This is a genomic window from Bartonella fuyuanensis (assembly GCF_014197255.1).
Lineage (GTDB): Bacteria > Pseudomonadota > Alphaproteobacteria > Rhizobiales > Rhizobiaceae > Bartonella > Bartonella fuyuanensis.
The window spans coordinates 1-25,032 of sequence record NZ_JACIFE010000007.1 but is presented as its reverse complement, the minus strand read 5'-3'; the positions used below and the strand labels follow the sequence as shown (position 1 = coordinate 25,032).

Annotated in this window: 19 protein-coding genes and 1 other RNA gene; all 20 read right to left on the bottom strand. The window is 39.8% G+C overall.

Going from position 1 to position 25,032, the window contains the following annotated elements; genetic code table 11:
* Positions 1–29: 29 nt before the first annotated feature.
* Entirely contained in the window at positions 30–1,691 is a 1,662-nt protein-coding gene (recN, locus tag GGR08_RS04125; protein ID WP_183194125.1) for a DNA repair protein RecN, read from the bottom strand.
* A gap of 6 nt (positions 1,692–1,697) precedes the next feature.
* Entirely contained in the window at positions 1,698–2,591 is an 894-nt protein-coding gene (locus tag GGR08_RS04120; RefSeq protein ID WP_183194124.1) for an outer membrane protein assembly factor BamD, read from the bottom strand.
* Between the two features lie 162 nt (positions 2,592–2,753).
* Positions 2,754–3,638 carry a UDP-3-O-acyl-N-acetylglucosamine deacetylase gene (lpxC, locus tag GGR08_RS04115; RefSeq protein ID WP_183194123.1) on the bottom strand — a complete coding sequence of 295 codons (885 nt, stop codon included), beginning with the start codon at positions 3,636–3,638 and terminating at the stop codon, positions 2,754–2,756.
* Positions 3,639–3,852: 214 nt separating this feature from the next.
* Positions 3,853–5,610: a cell division protein FtsZ gene (gene ftsZ / locus GGR08_RS04110; RefSeq protein ID WP_183194122.1), complete on the bottom strand. Its 1,758-nt coding sequence runs from the start codon at positions 5,608–5,610 to the stop codon at positions 3,853–3,855.
* Positions 5,611–5,677: 67 nt separating this feature from the next.
* On the bottom strand, positions 5,678–6,979 hold the full coding sequence (gene ftsA / locus GGR08_RS04105) for a cell division protein FtsA (protein ID WP_183194121.1): 1,302 nt from the start codon (positions 6,977–6,979) through the stop codon (positions 5,678–5,680).
* Positions 6,976–7,884: a cell division protein FtsQ/DivIB gene (locus tag GGR08_RS04100; protein WP_183194120.1), complete on the bottom strand. Its 909-nt coding sequence runs from the start codon at positions 7,882–7,884 to the stop codon at positions 6,976–6,978. The genes ftsA and GGR08_RS04100 overlap by 4 nt, the downstream gene beginning before the upstream one ends.
* Positions 7,872–8,792, bottom strand: coding sequence for a D-alanine--D-alanine ligase (locus GGR08_RS04095; RefSeq protein ID WP_183194119.1), 921 nt, complete (start codon positions 8,790–8,792; stop codon positions 7,872–7,874). Before GGR08_RS04095 ends, GGR08_RS04100 begins: the two co-directional genes overlap by 13 nt.
* Positions 8,793–9,028: 236 nt before the next feature.
* Positions 9,029–10,006 carry a UDP-N-acetylmuramate dehydrogenase gene (murB, locus tag GGR08_RS04090; RefSeq protein ID WP_183194118.1) on the bottom strand — a complete coding sequence of 326 codons (978 nt, stop codon included), beginning with the start codon at positions 10,004–10,006 and terminating at the stop codon, positions 9,029–9,031.
* Positions 9,993–11,411, bottom strand: a complete 1,419-nt coding sequence (murC, locus tag GGR08_RS04085) for a UDP-N-acetylmuramate--L-alanine ligase (RefSeq protein ID WP_183194117.1) — start codon at positions 11,409–11,411, stop codon at positions 9,993–9,995. The genes murB and murC overlap by 14 nt, the downstream gene beginning before the upstream one ends.
* Positions 11,395–12,531, bottom strand: coding sequence for an undecaprenyldiphospho-muramoylpentapeptide beta-N-acetylglucosaminyltransferase (gene murG, locus GGR08_RS04080; protein ID WP_183194116.1), 1,137 nt, complete (start codon positions 12,529–12,531; stop codon positions 11,395–11,397). Before murG ends, murC begins: the two co-directional genes overlap by 17 nt.
* A complete protein-coding gene (locus GGR08_RS04075) occupies positions 12,524–13,675 on the bottom strand; it encodes an FtsW/RodA/SpoVE family cell cycle protein (protein WP_183194115.1) in 1,152 nt (383 codons plus the stop codon). The genes murG and GGR08_RS04075 overlap by 8 nt, the downstream gene beginning before the upstream one ends.
* A gap of 147 nt (positions 13,676–13,822) precedes the next feature.
* Entirely contained in the window at positions 13,823–15,214 is a 1,392-nt protein-coding gene (gene murD / locus GGR08_RS04070; protein ID WP_183194114.1) for a UDP-N-acetylmuramoyl-L-alanine--D-glutamate ligase, read from the bottom strand.
* Between the two features lie 4 nt (positions 15,215–15,218).
* Entirely contained in the window at positions 15,219–16,289 is a 1,071-nt protein-coding gene (gene mraY, locus GGR08_RS04065) for a phospho-N-acetylmuramoyl-pentapeptide-transferase (RefSeq protein WP_183194113.1), read from the bottom strand.
* A 22-nt stretch (positions 16,290–16,311) separates the two neighbouring features.
* Positions 16,312–17,733: a UDP-N-acetylmuramoyl-tripeptide--D-alanyl-D-alanine ligase gene (locus tag GGR08_RS04060; RefSeq protein WP_183194112.1), complete on the bottom strand. Its 1,422-nt coding sequence runs from the start codon at positions 17,731–17,733 to the stop codon at positions 16,312–16,314.
* Positions 17,730–19,181, bottom strand: coding sequence for a UDP-N-acetylmuramoyl-L-alanyl-D-glutamate--2,6-diaminopimelate ligase (locus GGR08_RS04055; protein WP_183194111.1), 1,452 nt, complete (start codon positions 19,179–19,181; stop codon positions 17,730–17,732). The genes GGR08_RS04060 and GGR08_RS04055 overlap by 4 nt, the downstream gene beginning before the upstream one ends.
* Positions 19,182–19,204: 23 nt before the next feature.
* Positions 19,205–20,947 (bottom strand): peptidoglycan D,D-transpeptidase FtsI family protein, encoded by a 1,743-nt coding sequence (locus tag GGR08_RS04050; protein ID WP_183194110.1) that lies wholly within the window; start codon positions 20,945–20,947, stop codon positions 19,205–19,207.
* A complete protein-coding gene (gene ftsL, locus GGR08_RS04045; RefSeq protein ID WP_183194109.1) occupies positions 20,947–21,351 on the bottom strand; it encodes a cell division protein FtsL in 405 nt (134 codons plus the stop codon). Before ftsL ends, GGR08_RS04050 begins: the two co-directional genes overlap by 1 nt.
* Positions 21,348–22,346: a 16S rRNA (cytosine(1402)-N(4))-methyltransferase RsmH gene (gene rsmH / locus GGR08_RS04040; protein ID WP_183194108.1), complete on the bottom strand. Its 999-nt coding sequence runs from the start codon at positions 22,344–22,346 to the stop codon at positions 21,348–21,350. Before rsmH ends, ftsL begins: the two co-directional genes overlap by 4 nt.
* Before the next feature lie 260 nt (positions 22,347–22,606).
* Positions 22,607–22,997: RNase P RNA component class A (rnpB, locus tag GGR08_RS04035), an RNA gene on the bottom strand.
* 83 nt (positions 22,998–23,080) lie between these two features.
* Positions 23,081–23,590, bottom strand: coding sequence for a lytic transglycosylase domain-containing protein (locus GGR08_RS04030; protein WP_183194107.1), 510 nt, complete (start codon positions 23,588–23,590; stop codon positions 23,081–23,083).
* Positions 23,591–25,032 lie beyond the last annotated feature (1,442 nt).

Sequence of the window (25,032 nt, the reverse complement as noted above, 5' to 3'; positions counted from 1 at the left end):
AGTATTTTTATCACTCAATTGACCAATCTTTATGCCAAAAGCTTTTGAGCCGCTGCACGTGCTTCTTCAGTAATTTGTTCTCCTGCCAACATACGGGCAATTTCTTCTGCACGTTCATGCTCTTCGATTTTATGAATAGCAGTAACAAAGCATCCTTTATCATGACTTTCAATTTTCGAAATAAGAAAATGATCGTGCGCTTTCGATGCGACCTGTGGTGCATGCGTAATAGCGAAAACCTGAACATGTTTTGATAAGCATTGCAATCGTTGTCCAATAGCAGCTGCAACAGCCCCCCCAACGCCTGTATCAATTTCATCAAAAATCAATGTCGGAGCTGATCCCCGAGCAGACAAAACAACTTTTAATGCCAACAAAAAACGAGACAACTCACCACCAGAAGCTACACTAAGCATAGGTCCAGCACGTGTTCCAGGATTTGTTTTAACCCAATATTCAATACGATCACAACCCTCTGCACTCCGCCTTTCAACATCACTTTGCATTTCAACAATAAATTCTGCCCTCTCTAATTTCAATGCCGGTAACTCAGCCATTACGCTTTCAGACAAGTGTTTTGCAACTTTTCGTCGTTTTATTGAAATCGCTTGTGCCAATGTATCATAATTTTTTTTTGCTTGCCTTGCTTCATCTTCAAAACGTGTCAATATAGTCTGAGCCTCTTCAAAATCAGCCAATTCAGCATCCATCCTATTGCGTAACTGAACCAATTCGTCCACAGAAACTTGATATTTACGAGCAAAACCCCGAAGAGTAAAAAGACGCTCTTCTATCTGTTCTAATTCATTAGGTTCAAATTCCAATGCCTGTATTGCTGTCTCAATAGCTTCTTGTGCTGTTGCAAGTGCATGTAATGCCTCATCAATAGATTTTACCACTGGCGCAATAAGCTCTTGCGCCTCAGGAATTTTCCGCTCCAATCGCCTCACCAAATTAGAAAGCACTGGAATTGGTGATTTTTGACCCGTTAAAAGATCATCTGCCTCTTTAATATCTGTTGCTATTTTTTCTAATTTAAGCATATCGGCTCGGCGAAGAGAAAGAGCTTCCTCTTCACCAACTTGAAAATCAAGCTTTTCAAGCTCTTCTACACACGCACGAAGATAATCAACCTCACGTACAGCGCTCTCTACCTTAAGACATTGCTGTCTCAAACGCTCCTCAAATTCACACCATGTATGATAACACTGGCGCAAATTTTCTACTTCATCCTCAAGCCCACCAAAGGCATCTAATAATTGGCGATGTGTAGCAACATCAACAAGCGCACGATCATCATGTTGCCCATGGATTTCAACTAACAGACGGCCAATACTTCGCATCAATGCAACACTAGACATCTGATCATTGATAAAGACACGACTACGTCCATCACTTGATTGTACACGTCGTAAAATAATATCGCCCTCATCATCAAGACCATTCTCACGAATAAGTTGGCGTGCAGGATGTGAAACAGACACATCAAAAACAGCTGTTACCTGCCCATGATCAGCGCCATGACGCACAAGCGAAGCATCGCCCCGTCCCCCCAAAGCAAGCGATAAAGCTTCAAGGAGAATAGACTTCCCCGCACCGGTTTCGCCAGTTAAAACCGTCAACCCTGCTGTAAAATGAATATCGAGCGTTTCGATCAAAACAATATTATGAATCGAAAGCTGTACAAGCATATAAAATCAACGTGCCCTATTCTTATCACCACCTAAAGCATGTGAGATCCAAGAAGATTTATGCTCCTGTGGCAATATTTTATTCTTTTGCAATAAATCATAAGAAAATTTATACCACTCACTTTTGGGATAATTACGTCCTAAAATAGCTGCTGCAGTCTGTGCTTCCGCCTTTAAGCCAAGAGCAAGATTAACTTCCGTTAAGCGGAAAAGCGCTTCTTCAATTTGATTTGTATCAGAATATTCTTCCACCACGGTACGAAACCTTCTACTTGCAGCAAGGTAGCGCTGCCCCTCTTCATAATAACGACCAATCTGCATTTCTTTACCAGCCAGCTGTTCGCGCCCAAAACGTATTTTATCCTTAGCGTCTTGGACATATTCAGAATTTGGATAGCGCTCTATAAGAAGCTGCATAGCAGCAATAGCGCGCTTCGTATCACGTTGATCACGCGTAACATCAGGAATCCGACGGAAAGAAGAAAGGCCGATAATATAGTACGCATAAGCCGAATCATCCGCCCCTGGATAAAGAGTAATATAGCGTTGAGCCATGCTAATTGAATCATCATACTTTCCGAGTCGATAATTTGTAAAAGCACCCATGACTAAAGATTTACGGCCCCAATCTGTATAAGCATACTGTTTCTCAATCTTCAAAAACTTCTTTGATGCATCCCCAAGCCGCCCATTCTCAAGGCTAGCAAGCGCCTGGTTATACAAAACATCTGGTGGATCTATTTTCAAAACATAAGCAGACGGATCAAGGGCATCTTTTCCTTTAAAGAGGCATCCCGTTAGCATACAAGTGCTTCCCAAAAGTACCACTCCCAATATCTTGCGTACAATGTTAGATTTTCTATATGTCGTATTTCCAATGCACACATAAGATTTTTTCATAGCTTTCCCAGCCTCCAGAGAAATATCGTCCTGTAGCAAAAACAATTTATAAAAGTTTTTATACTATATCACTTTCAAAATCCACATAACCAATTTAACCGGTTAGGTCAATCATTCCCTTAAAAAATCAAATAAACCATAAAAAATCTTGTCAACTTTCTTTTATTCTTGCTCTAAAAAGCGTTTTTCGTAATATGATTCGTCTGCCAAAACAGCCTTCACCAATTGCGTATTAATTCTATGTCCACTACAATAAGAACGAAATAAGCCAATAAAAGGCGCTCCAAGCAAGGCGGTATCACCAATTGCGTCAAGCATCTTGTGCCGAACACATTCATTCTCCCAATAAGGACCAGTGGGATTTAAAATTTTGTCATTAAGATCAATAACAAGACAATTTTCCAAAGAAGCGCCCCTTGCCTTTCCAGAAAGTCGTAATTTTTCCACATCTTTGATAAAACCAAAAGTACGCGCACGTGATAAATCATCTCGAAACCCTTGTGTAGTAAGATCAAAATTGAAATGTTGCTTACCAATAGCAGAAGAAGGAAAAGAGATCGTTATATCAAAACGACGTCCATAAAATGGCAAAAGCTCTGCAAAACTATGAACTCCTTCAACCCGCAACGGCTTTTTTATAATGAAATAGGAGCGTAATGCATTTTGCTTTACAATGCCAACATCCTCAAAAGCTTGGCAATATAGCTGCGCTGAACCATCCAAAATAGGAACCTCATTATGTGACACTTCAATAACAAGATTATCCAAATTATAAGCAGCAATCGCTGCCATTAAATGTTCAATTGTTTCAACTCTTACATCTCCACCTCCAAGCACCGTTGATAACTCAATTTCTCCTGTTTGCGATGCATGAGCTTGAAATATTTTCTCTGTTCCGTCTAAGCCACGACGCTTAAAAATAATACCACACCCAACATCCGCTGGACAAATCTTCATCACTGATAAACAACCACTGTGAACCCCAATACCCTTAAAGGTCACTGCTCTTTTAAGGGTATACTGATATTTTGGCATCAAATTCGTCATATCACTTTAATTGAATTGCTTTTACATTTTTTTGATAAAATTTATAAAACTATAAAAATAAGATTCATAGTAAATAATAAAAAACCCGCTTTAATTATAAGCGGGCTTTTAAAATTAAAGTATCTTACTCTAAAATAGCAGTATATTTGACTGTATAATTTTTGACTCATTCGCAAAGAAGTAACATTTTTTACTTTTCCCCATTTTTTATCAATTAATTTGCCTGACGACGCAAAAATGCTGGTATTTCCAACTGATCTTCTTCACTTATAAAAGTACGCTGTTCTTGAGGCAACTGAGGATGCAACTCGCTAGAATGACGTGAAACATAAACAGAAGCATCTTGAGAAAGCGCCCGAGGATTTTTATTGTAAATGTGAGACTCTTGCTGCTGAGACGATCTTACAGCAGGTTCCAACTTCGCTTCTGGCTCTACTTCCTCACGATGTGTCAAGCTCTGTTTCAAACGCTGCCAAAGATTACGAGGACCTTGGTCGGTTGTAGATGTTCGTTGATTTTGTCTATGAGCAACAGGAGGAAAATCCTTTAACTCAGGCATACGCATTGGTGAGCGCACTTGCGTCTGTTGCACTTGCTTTTCTTTTTGCTTCACAACTCCTGTCATCTCATCAAGAACATGCGCTGTTGCCTCCATACTCACCGGAACTGTCATAGTCTGTTGAGAACCGCGGCTTACTTGCATACGTGGAACATTTAACATCTGCTCTTGCACAACATTTGAGCTATAAGAAACCGTTTTCGGCGTACTTCGCGTAGTAATTGCTTCTGCAGGATGTGCAAAAATTTGACTTTTAGGACGAAATGGTTCGCCTGTTGACTTACCCTTTTCTATTTCAAGTGCTTCAATCACTTCTACCATTGACTCAGAACGCAGGGGCGATGACTGAACGTGAAAAGAACTATGTGGCATTCCAGAATCGCTTTTGCGCATTGAAGAGGTTGGCCTTTGAAGCTGAGGATGAGATGACTGAACCACATCACTAATCTCACGATCTATACCGGTAGCAACCACAGAAACACGAATAACACCTTCCAAGGACTCATCATCAATAGCTCCAAAGATCACATTCGCATCAGCATCTACTTCTTCACGGATACGATTAGCAGCTTCATCAACCTCAAAGAGAGTCATATCACGACCACCTGTAATAGAAATCAGTAAACCACGCGCCCCACGCATAGAGGTATCATCCAACAATGGATTTGCAATAGCAGCTTCAGCAGCAGCCAAAGCACGCCCTTCTCCAGATGCCTCACCAGTTCCCATCATAGCTCGGCCCATTTCATGCATAACAGAACGAACATCAGCAAAATCAAGATTAATTAAGCCTTCTTTAATCATCAAATCCGTAATGGAAGCAACTCCAGAATAAAGCACTTGATCAGCCATAGCAAAAGCATCAGCAAAAGTTGTCTTATCATTGGCAATACGGAAAAGATTTTGATTGGGAATAACAATCAATGTATCGACAGACTTTTGTAATTCTTCAATACCAGCCTCTGCCGTTTTCATACGACGGGCCCCTTCAAACTGAAATGGCTTCGTCACAACACCAACGGTTAAAATGCCTTTTTCACGCGCTGCGCGAGCAACAACGGGGGCAGCCCCTGTTCCAGTTCCTCCACCCATACCAGCAGTAATGAAAACCATATGAGAATCTGCAAGATGATCGATAATTTCATCAATACATTCCTCTGCAGCAGCTTGTCCAACTTCTGGTAAAGCACCAGCACCCAAACCTTCTGTCACAGCTGCACCAAGTTGGATAACACGTTCAGCCTTTGACATAGCCAAAGCTTGCGCATCCGTATTTGCAACAACAAAGTCAACTCCCTGAAGACCAGCATTAATCATATTGTTCACGGCATTCCCGCCACCACCTCCAACACCAAAAACGGTAATGCGTGGCTTCAATTCCGCGATATCTGGCCGATGCAGATTAATCGTCATTTTCTTTTCCTTCTCATAGACACCGCCAGCCAAAGCGATGAAATTTAATTTATCCAACTAGACTTAACTAAAAACTCTCACGCAACCACTGACCAACACGCTGGAAATACCCTCGTGTGCCCATCGATAAATGATTTCCTGCTGTCTGCATTGTTCTTTCTTTTAAACCCACCAATTGCGGATAAATTAACAACCCAACAGCAGATGTAAACGCCGCCCCTTTTGCAAGAGAAGGAAGCCTCGAAATACCTAAAGGCCGCCCAATACGAACATTTCTTCCTAATATAGTACGTGCCATTTCTGGTAATCCTGTTAACTGGCTTGCTCCCCCAGTCAAAATAACGCGCTTACCAATGATGGAACCAAAACCAGAACGATTTAAACAATCACGAACCATCTCTAAAATTTCTTCAACACGCGCACGAATGATACGACCGAGAACAGCACGAGGATATTGAGTTTCATGCTGTTCACTCCCAATTTCCGCTACATTAATCATTTGCCGCTCATCTGCACTTGTTAAAAGTGCTGAACCATAAACAACTTTTAAACGTTCCGCCTCTGTAAGTGACATAGAGAATCCACGCGCAACATCAAGGGTGACATGATGCCCCCCAACAGCAAGAGCATCTGCATGGACAAATTTTCCCTCAAAAAACACTGAAAATGTTGTTGTTCCACCACCAAAATCAATACAGGCAGCTCCTAAATGTGCCTCATCATTCATCAAGACTGCAAGACCACTTGCAAAGGGAGTGGCAACCATTGCCTCAACACTCAAATGGGCACGATTAATACAAGTTTCTAAATTACGCAAAGATGCCGTTTCCGCTGTTACAACATGCATATCAACACCAAATATTTCTCCTGCCATGCCGACAGGATCAGAAATTCCTTTATCGCCATCCAATACATAAGAAACCGGAATCGAATGCATAACATGACGTTCCGCATCAAAAGCTTTACGTGAAACATTTGAAAAGGCCATACGCATATCACGCTTTGTGACTTCACGACCATTCAAATGTACCATTCCATTAATCAAAGCACTTTGCAATCGACTTGAGGAAAAATTCACAATCACTGAATCTACCACCAAACCAGCCATTTTCTCTGCCGCATCAACAGCCAAACGGATTGACTGCTCGGCGGCGAACATATCCATCACAATTCCAGATTTAATACCGCGTGAACGCTGCACTCCAAAACCTAGAATTTCCATAGAATGCGTACGACCATGCAAATAATGCGCATGCTTCAAAGGACGCAAACAAGCAATAAGGCAAACAATCTTACTTGAACCGACATCAAGAACCGTTAAAAAACGTGCTTTACGCCCCCCCCGATGATGTGATCTAAGCAACATCATAGGTTTCCTGCCTTTCGCGTTTTTAAAATATGCTCTTCTTCTGCTACAGTAGCGTGATAACGCCCAAATGCTTCATCTGATAAAGAAACAGTAACTCGATCAACAAGACGTAAATCAATACTGAGAATATCGCGGGATAAAAGATCTTGCATTGTACCGGACAAAATAAGAGAGGAAAGCCTTTCAAGTGCACCATTTTCAGGCAACATAACACGCACTCCATTATCCAAAACAAGATCCCAACGCCGATCACCTACCCGTACAAAAGCACGAATACGATCATACACCGGATAAACTGACAGCGCTTGAAGAAATAATTTAGCAGCATTTTGTGCACCCTGCCCAACCACAAGAGGCAAACCCTGAACAATTTCCCCTTTAAAGGGCACAATGGCACGACCTGTATTATCAATAATATCTATCATGCCATCATGTTGCCAAATAGCATAGGGCTCACGTTCCACAATAGAAATGCGCATTCTATTGGGATAAATCTTCTGAACATTAGCCGATTGAATCCAAGCCTGTTTTTCCAAACGAGAGCGCACTCTTTCAACATCAAAAGTGAATGTAGAAGGCGCAACATCAAGTTCTAAAATTTTCAAAATATCCTGCTTCGACAAGCGCTTATTACCACTTATATCAACATCAGTAACCACAAAACCAATATCTGAAATTATCGTTTTCACGATCACTGCCATCTGACCACTGGATGAAAATCCATAAAAAGCTGTAACAAAGAAAAACCATACAACAGCAAAAGAACCAAAATGGCGTGGAATATGAATATTGGCAAAAACAAACTCAAACATAAACCGCAGAAAACGACGATAAAGACGCGGAAAAGTTGGCACTGAAAGCACCTCCATTGGAATATTCGTTTTATCAACACTCAACGCATACATGATGCGTCCTCCACTATCCATTGAACAATATCGCCGTAAGTACGACCGCTTGCTTTTGCAATATCAGGAAGAAGAGACGTCAATGTCATACCGGGTTGCGTATTAATCTCAAGCCAAACCAATTCTCCTGTTTTCTCATCAAAACGAAAATCAGAACGGCTAACACCTCGACACCCTATCGCCTGATGTGCTGCTAAAGACATTCTTTGCACACTTTGGTAAATATTTAATGAAAGTTGTGCTGGACAAATATGAAGAGAACCACCAGTTTTATATTTTGAGTCATAATCGTACAATGAAAAAGGCTGACTAGGGAGAATTTCACACACATCCAGCACTTCATTCCCTAAAACAGCACAAGTCAATTCACGACCAGGAATATATTTTTCAATCATCACCTCATCTGCATACCTCCATTCAGCCCCCCCAACATGATGCGGCGGTGCAGTCTCATTTCTCTGGACAAGGATAACACCAAAACTTGAACCTTCACACACAGGTTTAATCACATAAGGAGGCTCCATAGGATGTGCTCCCTCCAAAGAAAAACGACTCATGATACGGGAAGGGGCAACACAAACACCAACACTTGCAACAATAATTTTTGCACGTCCCTTATCCATAGCTAAAGCAGATGCCATCACACCAGAATGAGTATAAGGAATTTTTAAATATTCAAGAATCCCCTGAATCCGACCATCTTCACCAAATGAACCATGTAATGCATTGAATGCGATGTCTGGCTGCAACCGCTCAAGAACAGAAGCAATACGAGCATCAACATCCACGCGACTCACACGATATCCCTGCATCTCAAGAACATCAGCACAAGCCGCTCCTGAAGACAAACTTACAGACCGTTCAGAAGAAAAACCTCCCATTAACACAGCTATATGTTTATCTTTCATAACAAATCACCCTCTTTTGTATACTATATGTAGTTCATATAGAACATATCAGCACCACATACAGAAAAAACAAAGTTTATCCTTGCGAATCAATAACCTAGCATTTTGCATAATGAATCAGACTCAAAAGCTTGATGCAAGAGATTCTTTGTTAATTTATTGATTCTTAATGAATTTTTTTATTATCTCTTTGAAATGACTCAATTTTTTATTTGCACTTTTTAGTGCACAAAAAATCAATGAAATGGATCAAAAAAAGAAACGCTTCGACCGCGTTCAAATTGACCAACACGCTCTATTTCCCATTGTAAAAGATAGGCTGAATGTGTAAAAACACGAGCCCGCACTGTTTCTCCTAATGTTTCAAGATCATAGCCTGTTGCTTGCCCTGTGTTAATCATAAAATTACAGTGCATTTCACTCATCTGAGCACCACCAATTCGTAAACCACGACACCCTGCTTCATCAATTACGCGCCACGCAGATCTATTTTCAAGATTTCGGAAAGTTGATCCACCTGTCTTTTCACGAATGGGTTGTACTGTTCCCCTATGGAGGGCGACTTCATCCATAGCCGCACGAATATCATCTTTATTCCCGGGTTCTCCTTCCAATAAAGCAGCTGTAAAAATAAAACCTTCAGGAACATCACAATGGCGATAGGAATAATGTATATCGTTCAAACTCAAAATATGACGCTTTCCTTTACGGTCCAATGCATAGACCTCAACAACACGCGCTGCAGTTTCAACACCATTTGCCCCTGCATTCATTTTGAGTGCCCCCCCAAGACTACCAGGAATACCATGATAAAAATGAAAACCTGCAATTTCTGCCTTTAAAGCGGCGACAGCTAAATGTTTATCTGCCGTACCTGCACCGACTAAAAAACGTTTTGGAGAAATTTGCTGCACTTGCCCAAAACCTTTTGGCGAAAGACGAATCACAACACCAGGAATTCCTCCATCACGCACCAAAAGATTAGAACCAATTCCTACAATTGTTACAGGAACAAATTCAGGCAAATTTTGAAGAAAGAGGGCCAAGTCTGCTTCATCAACAGGCTGATAAAAAAGCTCTGCTAATCCACCAGCGCGAAACCACGTTACCTTACGCATTTCAACATTAGGTGTAAGCTTGCCTCTAACACTCCCTAACAATGGTTGCATTTGTGCCAACAATGCTTCACCATCAATGTGCTTAAAATTTATCATGATCATCAAAACCCGACAACTGATGAGGCAACGCACAAGCCCATTGTGTGATATTGCCAGCACCAAGAAAAACAACATAATCCTCTTCTTGAGCAAATTTTGAGATAAAAGATACGACGTCCTCCAGACCGTGTATCAAACGCACATCACGATGACCAGCCATTTTAATATGCTCGACCAATTCTTGTGAACCAAATCCTATGATAGGCTCTTCACCAGCCGCATAAACAGGGGTAATCAACACTGTATCTGCATCATTAAAACAAGCAGAAAAATCAGCAAATAAATGATACAAACGCGAATAACGATGGGGTTGTGCAATTGCAATAACACGCCCTTTTGCACTCTCACGTGCCGCACGCAAAACAGCCTTTATTTCAACAGGATGATGTCCATAATCATCAAATATTTCAATGCCACGCCAACTTCCTATTCGCGTAAAACGCCGTTTTACGCCACCAAATTCCGCTAAGCCCTTCTTTATCAATTCATTTGAAATGCCAAGTTCATGCGCTATAGCTATCGCTGCTGTTGCATTGGCAACATTATGATGTCCTATCATGGGCAAAAGCAAATTTTTCAACTCAATCTTTCTTCCTGTCTTACGGGAACGAACAAGAACATCAAAATACGTTTTTTGACCATCCTTCGAAAGATTAAAAAAACGGACATCTGCTTGTGGATTTGCGCCATAAGTGATCACCCAACGATCATCAATACGACTCACCAACGACTGAACCTCTGGATGGTCAAGGCATAAAACAGAAAAACCATAAAAAGGAACATTTTCCACAAATTGCCGAAAAGCCTCACGCACAGCATCAAAACTTTCATAATGATCCAAATGCTCAGCATCAATATTGGTAACAACAGCAATATCAGCAGGAAGCTTTAAAAATGTACCATCGCTTTCATCAGCTTCAACAATCATCCAATCGCCATCTCCTGTCCGAGAATTCGTACCATAAGCATTAATAATACCGCCATTAATCACCACGGGATCAAAACGACCAGCATCAAGAAGAGCTGCAACCATTGATGTCGTCGTTGTTTTACCATGTGTACCACCTACCGCAATTGCGCGCCGAAACCGCATGAGCTCTGCCAGCATTTCTGCACGCCTGACAAGCGGCAAATGTCTTTCTTTTGCAGCAATATACTCAGGATTTGTTTTTTTAACGGCAGTAGAAAAAACAACAACCTCTGCATTACCCAAATTTTCAGCACAGTGACCTATAGAAATGTTAATTCCTTTTCTCCGCAAACGTTCAACATTTGCACTCTCAACTTGATCTGATCCTTGAACTTTATAGCCAAGATTATAAAAAACCTCTGCAATTCCACTCATGCCGATCCCACCGATTCCAATAAAATGGATAACACCTATATCAAGTGGCATTTTCATCAAAAAGTTCCTCTTTTATATCTGATAACAATCGTCCTGCAATTAAGGATTCAGCCATATCAGCAAGGTAACGAGTGGCCTGAGGTTGCCCAACTTTTTTTGCAGCAAGCGCTTGTTTTTCCAATAAATGTGGCGCGCAACAAGCTTGCGTTAAAAAAGAAGAAAGCCTTTGTGCATTTAAATCTTTTTCTAATATAATTTGCGCACCACCCACACGAGCAAGCAGAGCTGCATTCTCTGCCTGATCATGATCCAAAGCATAAGGATAAGGAATAAGCAAAGCAGGTCTACCAATCACCGCTATCTCACAAACGGATGAAGCCCCAGCACGCGACAAAATAAAATGAGCATGTGCCATACGTTCAGCCATATCATCAAAGAAAGGAGCAACCTCGGCTTGGACGCCCATATCACGGTAGATTTTAATCAACCCTTCAGTTTCACCCCGAACTTGCTGCATAATTCGCAAGCGTTTACGGTTTTTATCATCGAGTAAAGCAATAGCTTCTGGAACAATCTGTGAAAAAGAAGAAGCCCCTTGGCTACCACCAAAAATCAAAAAATAAAATGGTTTATTCCTCTCTGAAGAACGATAAGGAATTTCAGCCGCCTTCAACACAGCCTCACGGACAGGATTCCCTGTCAAAAGTGTTTTATGAGCATAAGCGTCTTTTGGCAACAACAAACCACCAGCGATTGCACGTACAAAAATTGCCAACACCCGATTGGCACGCCCCATAACAGCATTTTGTTCATGAATAAATGTTATACGCCTCGTTAAAACCGCAATAAAAAGAGGAGGGAAACTCGGGTATCCCCCAAAACCACCAACAAGAACAGGACGTAATTTAGAAAATAACGCCCACGATTGCCTCATTCCCCTTAACAAAATCCAAAACGTTTTTACCAAAGAAAAGAGATGACATCGTGTAAATGTTGCCGATGAAACGATATGTATATGTTCTTCATCAAAACTTCTTACAAAAAATCGTGCTCTCTCATCTGTTATCAAATGAACATCGTATCCCCGCCGCCTTAATTCAACAGAAAGCGCTTCAGCAGGAAAAAGATGCCCACCTGTACCACCAGCCACCAAAACAATAACTTTTTTATCATTCATAAGGAGTATCCAAGACAGAAGAAGAAAAAGCTGAAAGGCGCGCTTCTGGCCAACGACGTGTTAAACTGAGCAAAATGCCCATCGAAAATGCAATTGCCATCATCGATGAACCACCATAAGAAATAAAAGGCAATGTCATACCCTTTGGGGGAATTAAGTGAAGATTAACGGCCATATTAATAGCTGATTGAAAGCCAATCATCATTGCTATGCCAGTAATACCAAGGCGTATAAAAGTACCACGGGTATTCATTGCTATATATAATGAACGCAGAACAATAAAGCCAAAAAGCATCATAATTAACAAACAAAGGATAATACCGTATTCTTCAGCAGCAACGGAAAATACAAAATCCGTATGGCTATCAGGAATGATACGTTTTACTGTTCCCTCTCCGGGACCTTGCCCAAACCAACCACCATTCAAAATAGCCTCACGTCCTACATCCACTTGAAAGGTATCTCCTTCACCTGTTAAAAAACCATTGATACGCTCGCGCACATGATGCAGAAAAAAATAAGCTAAAACAATTCCTACAGCACCTAAAATGAGGAAGAGAAAAATAACGATAAGAGGCACACCAGCAATAAAAAACAAACCACCCCATGTTGCGCTTATTAAAAATGTTTGGCCGATATCAGGCTGCAAAATCAGTAGCACACAACAAATGACATAAAGTACAATCGCTAACATGTAGCCTAGAATTCCCCCTTGCCTTACCTGTTCGGAAAAAAGCCAAGCGGACATAACCACAAAAGCTGGCTTCATAAACTCTGAAGCCTGTATGGAAAAACCAAATAACGGAATCCACCGCCGTGCTCCTTTTAATTCTGGCCCGAAAAATAAGGTTGCAACCATAAAAACAAGCGTCACAATAAATAAAAGGGCGCATGAACGACGAATATTAGGAAGCGAAAAAAAAGAAATGGTAACCATCACAAAAAATGCTGAAATGCTAAAGATAATATGCCACCGAACAAAATAAAAACTATCAGAAATCCCAATTTTTTTTGCAATAGAGGGACTAGCAGCAAAAGACAGCATAATGCCAATCCCCATTAAAATTAAGCAAGCTGCAAAGACAGAGCGATCAATTGTCCACCACCAATTAGCAATTGGATCTCTATCTGCACGCGTAAACATGGCATTCACCTTATCAGTTTTATAAATTGTCTCAAAGTGATATGGTTCCCTATCCTATTTAACAAACACTTTAAAAACTAAACTACACAAAAAAAGATGCTGGAATCTTAACGCAAAAATATTTTTTCAGAATTGACGCTTTTTTTATTATAACTGCATCACAAAAGAGACAAACGCTTCGCCACGCACTTCATAATTTTTAAATTGGTCATAACTTGCACAAGCAGGTGACAAAAGAACCACCACCTCTTTTGCCTTACAACCCATTGCGTCAACAGTTGCTTCACGCACCGCATTTTCCAAAGTTAAACTCATAGAAAAGGGAAAAGAAGATCCAATAATGCTAGCAAATTCTTTCGCTGCACTCCCAATCAAATAAGCTTTCCGAATTTTAGGAAAAAATTCCTTAAGAGACTCAATTCCTTCTTTTTTTGCTTGTCCTCCAACAATCCAAAAAATATTATTAAAAGTACAAAGTGCAGGAGCTGTCGCATCTGCATTTGTCGCCTTGCTATCATTGACAAATAAAACCGCCCCAATTTTACGTACTTGCTGCATACGATGATCCAACCCTTTATAACTTGCTAAATGTTTTTCTATTAAGGGATCAGTTATTTTTAAAGCCTGCAACGTGGCTAATGCCATAAGGGCATTTTGCGCATTATGACGGCCGTGCAAAGAAACCATAGACGCGAGATCTGCAAGCATATGACGCTGTCCTTGACGAACAGAAAAGAGCTTCGTCCCATCTGCATAAAAGCCATTTTCAACAAAATGATCCTTAGAAATTGCCTCAATTTTCTTCCCCTCATGAAGCAACTGTTGATACAAAACCTGACAAGCTGCATCATCAACTGAAATAAAAGCCTGAGAAGCCTGAGCAATCAGATGCCTTTTTGCTTGCACATAACAAGCGAAACTTCCATGTTGTTCAATATGATCAGGCGTGAGATTTAATAAAAGACCAATAGTCGGCTGTAAAGAGGGAGTTAGATCAATTTGAAACGATGAACATTCAATCACATAAATCCGTTTTCGTACAAACGGCTTAAGAGTCAATATTGCTATTCCTATATTTCCCCCCATCTGCACATCATAGCCCATTTGTTCTAATAAATGAGCAATTAGAGCTGTCGTTGTTGATTTCCCATTCGTTCCCGTAATAGCGATCAAGGGAACATCTTGATCACTAAAGCCAGAGTGCTGTAAAAAATGGTTCCGCGCACGAACAAATAATTCAATATCACCGATAATTTCTATATTTTTTTTTCGTGCTTTTTCAACAACCCAATGAGGCGTAGGATAATTTAAAGGAACTCCAGGCGAGAGAATTAATGCAACAAATTCTGACCAGTCTTCAGAACGGAGATCTCTTGTTGGAATATTCTGTCGAAAGGCTGTTTGCACGTTCGCAAAATTATCATCCCACGCTACTACTTTCGCACCACCATCGATCAATGCTTGAGCTGCTGCTAATCCAGATTTCCCTAAACCAAATAGCGCAACTTTTTGTCCTTTATAACACGCAACAGAAATCAAAATCTCACCGCAATTTAAGTGTTGAAAGACCAATGAGAGCAAGAACAATTGAAATAATCCAAAAGCGTATCACGACTTGGCTTTCAGTCCATCCTTTTTTCTCAAAATGATGATGTATCGGTGCCATAAGAAATACCCGTTTTTTTGTTAATTTGAAATAACCAACCTGAATAACAACCGAAAAAGCTTCCACAACAAAAAGCCCACCAATAAGAGCCAAAACAATTTCATGCTTCGTCGCAATCGCGACAGTCCCTAATAGTCCTCCAAGAGCCAACGAGCCAGTATCTCCCATAAAAATAGCTGCAGGTGGAGCATTAAACCACAAAAAGCCAAGGCCTGCTCCAACAACAGCGCCCAATAAAACAGCCAATTCACCTGTTCCAGATACATAATGGATTTGGAGATAATCAGCAAAATGCATATTACCAGAAAGATAAGCAATTAGAGCAAAAGATAAAGCTGCAACCATCACGGGAACAATAGCAAGCCCGTCAAGCCCATCCGTTAAGTTAACCGCATTACCCATCGCGACAATAACAAAAGCAGAAAAAGGAATAAAAAACCAGCCCAGATTGATAAAATAATCTTTCAAAAAAGGCACAGCTAATCCAGATGAGCCAACTTGCAGAATGGAAAAAGCAGCTATTGCTGCAACAAAAAACTCCAAGCTTAATCGTGCTTTTCCAGAAAATCCTTTGTCTGTTTGTTTCGTAACCTTAAGATAATCGTCATAAAAGCCTATTGCCCCAAAAGAAAGCATAACCAATAACGATACCCAAAAGTAAAGATTCGATAAATTACTCCATAAAAAAGCCGATATCACAGTGCCGATTAAAATCATCAAGCCACCCATTGTAGGTGTTCCAGCCTTTTTAAAATGTGTTTGAGGACCATCGGCACGAATCGGTTGTCCTTTACCTTGCCGCAATTTAAGAGAAGTAATGATACTAGGTCCAAATAAAAAAACAATGAGCCCCGAAGTAAGCATAGCTGCTACGGTGCGAAAAGTAATATAACGGAAAACATTCACCCCCGGAAGCCAATCACTAAACGAAGAAAAAAATAGCATCATGAAACAAAAAAACCTCTTAAAACTATGAAGAAACCGCTTTATAGCGATCCAATAATGCAGTAACTATATTTGATGAACGAAGGCTATTAGATGATTTAATCATAAGTAGATCCCCAGGAGAAATTTCTGTCAAAAGAAGCGGAAAAATTTTCTCAATATTTTCAGCATAATAAACCTTAACATAAGTAGACAAATCATGAACTAAAGATTTCATTGCCTCACCAAATAAAAAAACGGGATTAGCTCCAGAAAGACGTATAGGCTTTATTAAATCACGATGGAGTTTTTCACTATATCCCCCTAACTCTAGCATATCCCCTAAAATAGCAATTCGCCTTCCTTCCGCTCCTACTGGTCCTGTAGCAAGAAGCTCAAGAGCAGCACGCACAGAAGCAGGATTAGCGTTATAGCTTTCATCAATGAGATAAAATTTACCCCCATTGGATAAAGACAATTGATAACGAACACCCCGCCCCTTTTGAGGAGAAAAATGGCTAAAAGAAAGAAAGACAGGTTCTAATTTAACACCTATAGCATCACAAACAGCAATACCGGCTAAACTATTTTGCACAATATGGCGCCCGGGAGCACCAATTTGAACCTCCCTATCCCGCCCCTCAATACGCACAATCATAGAAGAACTATCGGTTAAAAGATGTATATCACGCGCTTGATAATCAGCATTTTCAATTTCACCAAAGCTTAAGATCTTTTTTACACCGCATTGCTCTGCTTTTTGAACGAAATAAGAAAAAAAATCACTATCTGCATTTAGAATAGCAATGCTTTCCTTATCCATTCCCTCAAAAATCTCAGCTTTTGCCTCTGCTATTTCTTCAAGATCTTTAAAAAAACCCATATGTCCTGCACAAATATGCGTAATGAGAGCAACATGCGGACAAACCAACTTGACCAGAGGGCGAATTTCAGCTTTATGATTCATGCCAATTTCAAAGATACCATAATCGCTCTCCGTAGGCATCCGCGCTAAAGTAAGCGGAACCCCCCAGCAATTATTTAAAGAAGCAAGATTCGCATGAACTTTACCAGCGGTTGCAAGAACTTGTTTCAAAGCTTCTTTCGTCGTTGTTTTTCCCACTGATCCTGTTATCGCAATAATCTTCGCTTTTGAGCGTTTGCGTGAGACTTGTGCAAGTTTTTCTAGGGCTTGCAAAACATCAGGAACAACAATTAATGGAGCAGATATTTTTTCCATATCAGTCAAACGGTGCTCCGCAACGATTAGAACGCCTGCACCTCGGGCATAAGCTTGCGCCGCAAAATCATGACCATCAAGATGATGCCCCTTAATGCAGAAAAAAATATCACCTTTTGCAAGAGTCCGGCTATCAATGGAAACTCCAGAAAAATTTTCTGGCAAGCTTCCAATTACTGCACCATCAATTGCAGAGACAAGTTCCTGTTTATCCCATAAAGCTGTCATCTCTTTCGATCCTCTAGAGCTTCCATCGCTTTCAGACGATCTGAAAAAGGATATGTTGTCTGTCCTATAATTTGCCCATCCTCATGACCTTTTCCAGCAATGATGAGTAGATCACCAGCTTTCAAAAGCTGCACCGCGTAAGAAATAGCCTCACCACGATCTGCTATCTCTATTGCCGTTGGCACCGCCTGTAAAATATCTTTGCGTATTTTTTCTGGCATTTCTGTGCGAGGATTATCATCCGTGACAATAACAATATCAGCTTTATCCGCTGCAATTTTTCCCATCAAAGGTCTTTTCCCTTGATCACGATCCCCTCCACAACCAAAAACAACAACCAAACGCCCTTGAGTAAATGGACGAACAGAAAGCAAAACCTGCTCCAAAGCTTCGGGTTTATGGGCATAATCAATATAAATGGGAGCATTATTTTCTGTCTTGCCGACAAACTCTAACCGACCAGGAGCCCCCTGCAAAGTTTCAAGCGCAGAAAAAACTTTGCAAGGTGAAACACCTGTTACAATTGCTAACCCCGCCGCTATCAGCGCATTGGCCACCTGAAAGTCTCCAGCTAAAGGCAAATCAAATGTATAAAGATTGTTTTCTACACGACACTCAATAAGCTGTTTTGAGCGTTGATGCTCAACACGATTAATAGTGATAAATTGCCCCTTACGGCCAATTGTTAAGACACGGCGGCGCGCTTGGGTAACAGCATCAATAACCTTTTGTGAATAGATATCATCAGCAAAAATCAAAGCAGGAGCAGATGCAAGCAAAAGTGTATCAAATAACCTCATTTTAGCCCGCAAATAATCCTCCACCCCCACGTGATAATCCATGTGATCATGCCCTAAATTAGTAAAAGCACCAGCCGTTAAACGGACTCCATCAAGGCGGCTTTGATCAAGCCCATGTGAAGAAGCTTCAAGAGCTGTATGAGTCACACCTTCATGAAAAATTTCACAAAGAAGACGTTGCAAAACAACAGGATCAGGTGTCGTAAGAGAAGCAGAAACATTCCGCTTAGGAGAAATAACACCTACCGTTCCTATACTCGCAGCACAAAATCCAACATGAGTCCAAATTTGACGAACAAAAGAGACAACAGATGTTTTCCCACTTGTACCCGTCACAGCAACAACCGTTTCAGGTTGAGAACCGTAAAAACGTGCAGCTGCTAATGCTAAACTATGACGAACATTAGAAACACGCAAAAGTGGAACAGATAAATCCTCAAAAATAGCATTACAATCTGTAACGACTGCTCGTGCTCCACGTTTTATCGCATCATTTACATAATGTCTTCCATCACCTTTTTTCCCTTGAACAGCAACAAAAACATAGCCTGGTAAGACTTGTCGAGAATCTGCACTAATTCCTGTTATTTCCATTGAAGAAAGCTTATGATCGTTAAGACATTCTGTAAAAACTGTTCCAAACAACATAACGATACACCTTTCTATTCATTTTATCGTTTTTTAACGAAACTTGAATTGCTCTTTTTACTCAAAGAAGACTCATATTCTTTTTTAAAATCTGGTTTTACACCGAGAAAACTAGCTGTGCGACGAACAATATTAGCAAGCATTGGCCCAGCATTCATCCCTGCTGTTGCTGCACGTTTTCCTTCCTCTGGCTTTGGTTCATCAATAATTGTTAAAACAACATAATTGGGATCATCAATCGGAAAAGCAGCAAGAAAACTATTGAAATTTTTTGTTTTGGAATATTTTCCATTTTCAACTTTCTCAGCTGTTCCTGTCTTACCACCTACACGATAACCTTCTACTTTTGCATTACGGCCAGAACCAATATCACTATTTAACTTATAAAGGTAACGCATATTTTGACTTGTTTTGGCCTGCAAAACACGTTTTGTATGGGGCAAAGTTTGCTCTTTTGTCCGTTTTAAAAATGTCGGTGAAATTAACCAGCCGCCATTCATTAAAGCAGCAGCTGCAACGGCTGTTTGCAAGGGTGTTGTTGCCATACCATGCCCAAAAGAAATTGTCATAGAATGGATATCCTTCCAATGATGGGGTCCAATAGGATGAGCAACTTCAGGTAACTCTGTTACGAGTCTATCTAGTAACCCAAGCTTTTGCAAAAAAATACGATGTTTATCAATCCCTAGCGCTAATGCTTCTTTAGCAGAACCAATATTGGAAGAATAAATAAAAACCTCCCATAATGTTAAGAGACGATTTTTCCCGTGAAAATCATGAATAGTATATCCACTACTTGCTTTTATTGGCTTTGAAGCATCAATAATACTGTTTAAATGAAAAATATCGGAATCAAGTGCCATAGCGGTCGTAAAACTTTTAATGATTGATCCCATTTCAAAAGTTCCAGCTGTCATCCGATTTAAACGATCACTCTTTAAGGCTTCAATAGGATTTCCAGGATCAAAATCTGGTAGTGATGCTAAAGCCAAAACTTCCCCCGTATGTATGTTTAAAATAACAGCTCCTGCAGCAATTGCCTTATAACGCTTCATAGCCTGAATAAGTTCATCATGAACAATTGCCTGAATACGCACATCAATCGAAAGTTGAACTTGTTTTAATGATTCTTCAGTTGCAAGACCAGCAGCACGCAAAGCACTTAAACCCGCATCATCAATATATTTCTCCATACCTGCAATGCCCTGATTATCAACATTCACCATGCCCAAAATATGGGAAGTTACAGGCCCATTGGGATAAAAACGACGAATTTCAGTGCGAAAACCAATTCCTGGAATACCAAGAGCCATAATTTGTGTCTTCTGCATTGGTGTTAACCCACGCTGTATCCAAGAAAAACTAGATTTTCTTTTTAAGCGCTTATAGGTTTCCTGCCAATTAAGATCAGGCAAAACTGTTGAGAGCAATTCTATTGTTTCATCCACATCGATAATACGTCTTGGCTCAGCAAAAAGTGAATAAGTTTTAATATCTGTTGCCAATAAACGGCCATTACGATCAACAATATTAGGTCGTGCTGTCAATTGAAGAACTCTTGGCCCCTTTGCTTCTTCAATCTGCCCACCTTCGAACCCATAAGAAATAAGGCAAGCCCCCATAATGCCGTACAGAATTACAAAGCAGAACAACAAAAAAAGCAAACGTAAACGACTAGAATATGGACGACAAACAGAAGCATTATAATTCTTCAATGAATCCTGCAAGAGCTTTTCCTTCTGTGAGAATAAAAAAGTCAATTTCATCACTGTGCGCCTTTTAAGACAACACTATTCATCTGAGATGCCCGATTATTCGCCACAATATCCTGATTATCTTCTAAGATATTTTGTTTAATCACTTCTTCAATTTGATCATGGACCCGTACCGGAATGTCTTTAAATTCTACGATTTGCCGTGGCTGTATAACTTCTAATCCAAGTTTTTTTTGATAACGTTTCGCAAGCTCCTGCATGCGTGAAGGTTTTATCAGCACAGCCCATTCAGCATGAAGCAAACTCACCATATTTTTTGCTGCAGCAATTTCATGCTCAAGATGACGAACTTCATTCATTCGTTTTTGAACATCATATTTTACCTTATAAGTAAGACCTGCCATACATATCATAATCATCACTAAAATCATATCAAATGTACGAAAAACTGTCATTTTTTTCCACCTTTAAAACTGGTAAGCTCTGCTAAACCAAATAATTTCATATCTGCTGCAAGAGCATCTGCTTCAGTCCGTACACCAAGACGCAATCTCGCCGAACGTGAACGAAGATTTGTCTGTAACTCCTCTTTAGTTGCTGTTATCCCACCTTTAACCAAAGGAAAAAATGTTGCTGGAGCAGCCTTTATTTCAGGCAAATAGCGTGATCTCATACATTCTCCAGAACGAGCCGAAAAAAATCTTTTGACCATACGATCTTCAAGAGAATGAAAGCTGACAACACCTAAACGTCCTCCAGCTTTTAAAACGCGTTCAGCAGCAAACAAACCACGCGCCAGTTCACCAATTTCATCATTAACATATATACGAAGAGCCTGAAATACACGTGTTGCAGGATGAATACGATCTCCCGACTTACGCCCTACCAACGCTTCAATAGCATACGCCAAATCACCTGTACGCAAAAAAGGCTGAACAACACGACGCTTTTCAATCATCCGTGCAATTCGCCCAGCATAGCGCTCTTCTCCTAAGATCTTAAAAATGTGCGCTAAATCCCTTGCTTTTAAATGATTTACAACATCGCTAGCAGTAAAACCAGTCTGAGCCATTCGCATATCTAATGGACCATCTTTTTGAAAAGAAAAGCCTCTTTCTGCTTCATCAAGCTGCATTGAAGAGACGCCAATATCCAAAATAACTGCATCCACCTTCTCTTCAACGACACGATCTAGTTGCGAAAACGTCAAATGTACCAAACGAAGACGTGGAAAAAATTCATCAACAAGCGATTGTCCCGCGCGAATAGCATGAAGATCACGATCAAGAGCAATCACTTGTGCCCCTGCTTTCAACAAAGCGCGCGTATAACCACCAGCACCAAAAGTTCCATCAATCACTTTTGCTCCAACCAATGGCATAAGTCCAGCTAAGACTGGTTGCAACAACACCGGAATATGGCGTTCGGCTTTCTGATCTTGTTTTGTCAAAATAATCCATCTTGAAGTTATGCTGTTTCAAAGTAACAGCTTTCTCATGGCAACTGATATCAGAATAACTCAACCTTCAACTTTCATATTAATCCCAATGAACAAAAATAAAGTTATCCTAAGATACACTCTAACGCATTATACTTAAAAAAATGTTATATTTTTTTTAACACTCTTTATTCAAGTATCCATTTTAAACACACCGCCCTTATAGAAGCCTATATGGAATCGATTTTAATAAAATACCGCGTTAAGCATGAAAGATCAGTCGGCCTATAAGCCGGGTTCTGTATAGTAAAGCTTATGCTTTACATGGCAACCATTCATCTAGGACGGATGTTACCATCCGCCTCGTGCAACCTACCCGAATGACTCGCCCGGAAATCGGCTGCAAATTAAATCTTGCACGTCATTTCTATTTGGTCTTGCTCCCGGTGGGGTTTACCTTGCCACATTCATTACTGAATGCGCGGTGGGCTCTTACTCCACCCTTTCACCCTTACCTATAAAAATAGGCGGTTTACTTTCTGTGGCACTTTCCCTAGAGTCACCCCTGCCGGGTGTTACCCGGCACCGTCTTTCCATGGAGCCCGGACTTTCCTCACCTGCCACCTTTAAGTATTAGACAAGCGCGGCTGCCCAGCCGACTGATATATCAATTTATAAAATATTTTTTGCTCCATGAAAATAGCATCTTAAAATATTTTATAGAAACCCTCTCTCAAAAAATGTTTTCACTTTAATGAAGCCAGATAAGTTTTTACTTTTGCACAATATTTTGCTGAAATGGAATTCATTTTTTTTGCAGCATGACCTGCGTTATATTTAAGGATTGTACCACACGTACTTCCACCACTGAGTTTATAGGCCCGCCCCAAATAACGCATACCATATTCAAGATTGGTTGCAGGATCATACAAATCTTGTACAGAACCATTAAAACCCAACCCTCGTGCAGTAGAGGGTTTAATTTGCATCAAACCTATTTCGCCAGCAGCACCCTTTATACTTGCCTTATAATTACTTTCAAATTTTACAACAGCATGAGCTAAATTAACGGGAACATTATACTTATTAGCGAGTTTCTGAATAAGACTCTCATAAGGACGAGCAGAAACTTGAGAAGCAACAATCACTGAATCTTCTCTTGATTCTGCAACATTTAAAACACGATGAGCCCAACTTAGCTCAAATACAAAAAATACAGCACATGCTGTATTTAAAAAGATTCTCAAAAATCGCATTTTCTTTCTCTTCACTCAAAAAATCTCAAATACTAGCCGCAAATAGTTTTGAAATATCTTATAAAGAAAGAAAGCAAAATAACGGCCTAAAAAAGGAAATATTAAGATAATTTCAAGATAAAATTCTTTATAAAAAGAAAAAATATTTATGCACAAATTATATATTCTTTATATCATAAAATAAAAAATAAAAAGATTGTAGTTAAGATTATATTATATTAAATAAATATGATATACTATATTAATAATTTTTAATGCGATAAACTCATCAAAGCAATAGAGATAAAAATACTTTTCCTTACCGAAGATTCTCGATCTCGTAAAAGTTTCACAAAGAGTAAAAACCGTTATTAACGCTTCTCACTAGCCAATAAACCAACCGAGGCCCTCTTTATGTCTAATAACCGTTAACCAAAGCCCCCCCAAAATCCATCATACTCTTTAACCAATTCAAAATATCGTGCAAACTCTTTGAGAATTTTCTAGCTACTCCTATCAAATAAAAAATAACTGGTATATAAATACAAAAAGGGATTAACGTACTTTATTATAGCAATCTCTGCTTTTATTTTGTATAAGTAGTGCACTCATATTATCCTTACCCTCTTTGTGGGAAATACTGTACTAACTTAAGCTATCTTTTACTGCTTTTGCCATTGTAGCAAGGGTTGATGTCGTTAGCCTAACTGATGCCCTTGATGGACTCTCTATCGCTTCTGCATTATTCTTAATATTTTGATTTTCTACTTTTGTAATAAGATAAATTTTGCTGATTATCTTACAAATTTATTATTCTCCCGAACGCTTTTCAAAACCTCAGGCAAAGCCTTTTTACCTAAATCAAACCTAAAAGCGCAACTTTAAAAAGTATTACCACTAGAGGAACAAAAAAATCGCTTTTGAGAGAGCTATAGCAACAATTTCACCAACCTTGTGAACCTATTCCGCTCAGATCCACTTTCATAAGAAAATGAAATCACATTGCGATACATCCACTCCATAGATAACTCTTGCTTCCAAAGACTCATCTTAGAAAAACGCATAAATATTTAGAAAGGATACAGCCAACCTCTCTAGCATACTTCTTCTGTTCCATTAATCTGCTGAAAATAAAAAAGAGTAGCCGGAAAAAACCGATAAACAGCAATACGCTGAAAAGCAAAAAGGCTAGTGCAAAAAATAAAAAACATAAATAAAATGAAAATAATGTCAGCCTCCCACCACCATCTCTTACTTTAAATTACCGAATTCAGATTCGTTTTGAATATTCAACGATGTCTCAATAAAGAAAAATTTTAATCATTGAAAGTAAATACGCTAATACTAACCACCTGATAACACCAACACATTGATTTATAATGATAATTTAGCATTATTCATATGGAATTAAAGACCAGAATAACGTAAGATTCTCTCATTTCAAACCTGCTTATCTTGAATCA

Excerpts from the sequence above, each read along its gene's own strand:
- murG (WP_183194116.1), bottom strand. The coding sequence starts at position 12,531 with ATGAATGATAAAAAAGTTATTGTTTTGGTGGCTGGTGGTACAGGTGGG.
- ftsA (WP_183194121.1), bottom strand. The coding sequence starts at position 6,979 with ATGATGTTGCTTAGATCACATCATCGGGGGGGGCGTAAAGCACGTTTT.
- GGR08_RS04120 (WP_183194124.1), bottom strand. The coding sequence starts at position 2,591 with ATGAAAAAATCTTATGTGTGCATTGGAAATACGACATATAGAAAATCT.
- mraY (WP_183194113.1), bottom strand. The coding sequence starts at position 16,289 with ATGATGCTATTTTTTTCTTCGTTTAGTGATTGGCTTCCGGGGGTGAAT.
- GGR08_RS04050 (WP_183194110.1), bottom strand. The coding sequence starts at position 20,947 with ATGAAATTGACTTTTTTATTCTCACAGAAGGAAAAGCTCTTGCAGGAT.
- lpxC (WP_183194123.1), bottom strand. The coding sequence starts at position 3,638 with ATGACGAATTTGATGCCAAAATATCAGTATACCCTTAAAAGAGCAGTG.
- GGR08_RS04075 (WP_183194115.1), bottom strand. The coding sequence starts at position 13,675 with ATGTTTACGCGTGCAGATAGAGATCCAATTGCTAATTGGTGGTGGACA.
- ftsZ (WP_183194122.1), bottom strand. The coding sequence starts at position 5,610 with ATGACGATTAATCTGCATCGGCCAGATATCGCGGAATTGAAGCCACGC.
- GGR08_RS04100 (WP_183194120.1), bottom strand. The coding sequence starts at position 7,884 with ATGTATGCGTTGAGTGTTGATAAAACGAATATTCCAATGGAGGTGCTT.
- murB (WP_183194118.1), bottom strand. The coding sequence starts at position 10,006 with ATGATAAATTTTAAGCACATTGATGGTGAAGCATTGTTGGCACAAATG.
- GGR08_RS04055 (WP_183194111.1), bottom strand. The coding sequence starts at position 19,181 with ATGTTGTTTGGAACAGTTTTTACAGAATGTCTTAACGATCATAAGCTT.
- GGR08_RS04060 (WP_183194112.1), bottom strand. The coding sequence starts at position 17,733 with ATGACAGCTTTATGGGATAAACAGGAACTTGTCTCTGCAATTGATGGT.
- GGR08_RS04030 (WP_183194107.1), bottom strand. The coding sequence starts at position 23,590 with ATGCGATTTTTGAGAATCTTTTTAAATACAGCATGTGCTGTATTTTTT.
- recN (WP_183194125.1), bottom strand. The coding sequence starts at position 1,691 with ATGCTTGTACAGCTTTCGATTCATAATATTGTTTTGATCGAAACGCTC.
- GGR08_RS04095 (WP_183194119.1), bottom strand. The coding sequence starts at position 8,792 with ATGAAAGATAAACATATAGCTGTGTTAATGGGAGGTTTTTCTTCTGAA.
- ftsL (WP_183194109.1), bottom strand. The coding sequence starts at position 21,351 with ATGACAGTTTTTCGTACATTTGATATGATTTTAGTGATGATTATGATA.
- murC (WP_183194117.1), bottom strand. The coding sequence starts at position 11,411 with ATGAAAATGCCACTTGATATAGGTGTTATCCATTTTATTGGAATCGGT.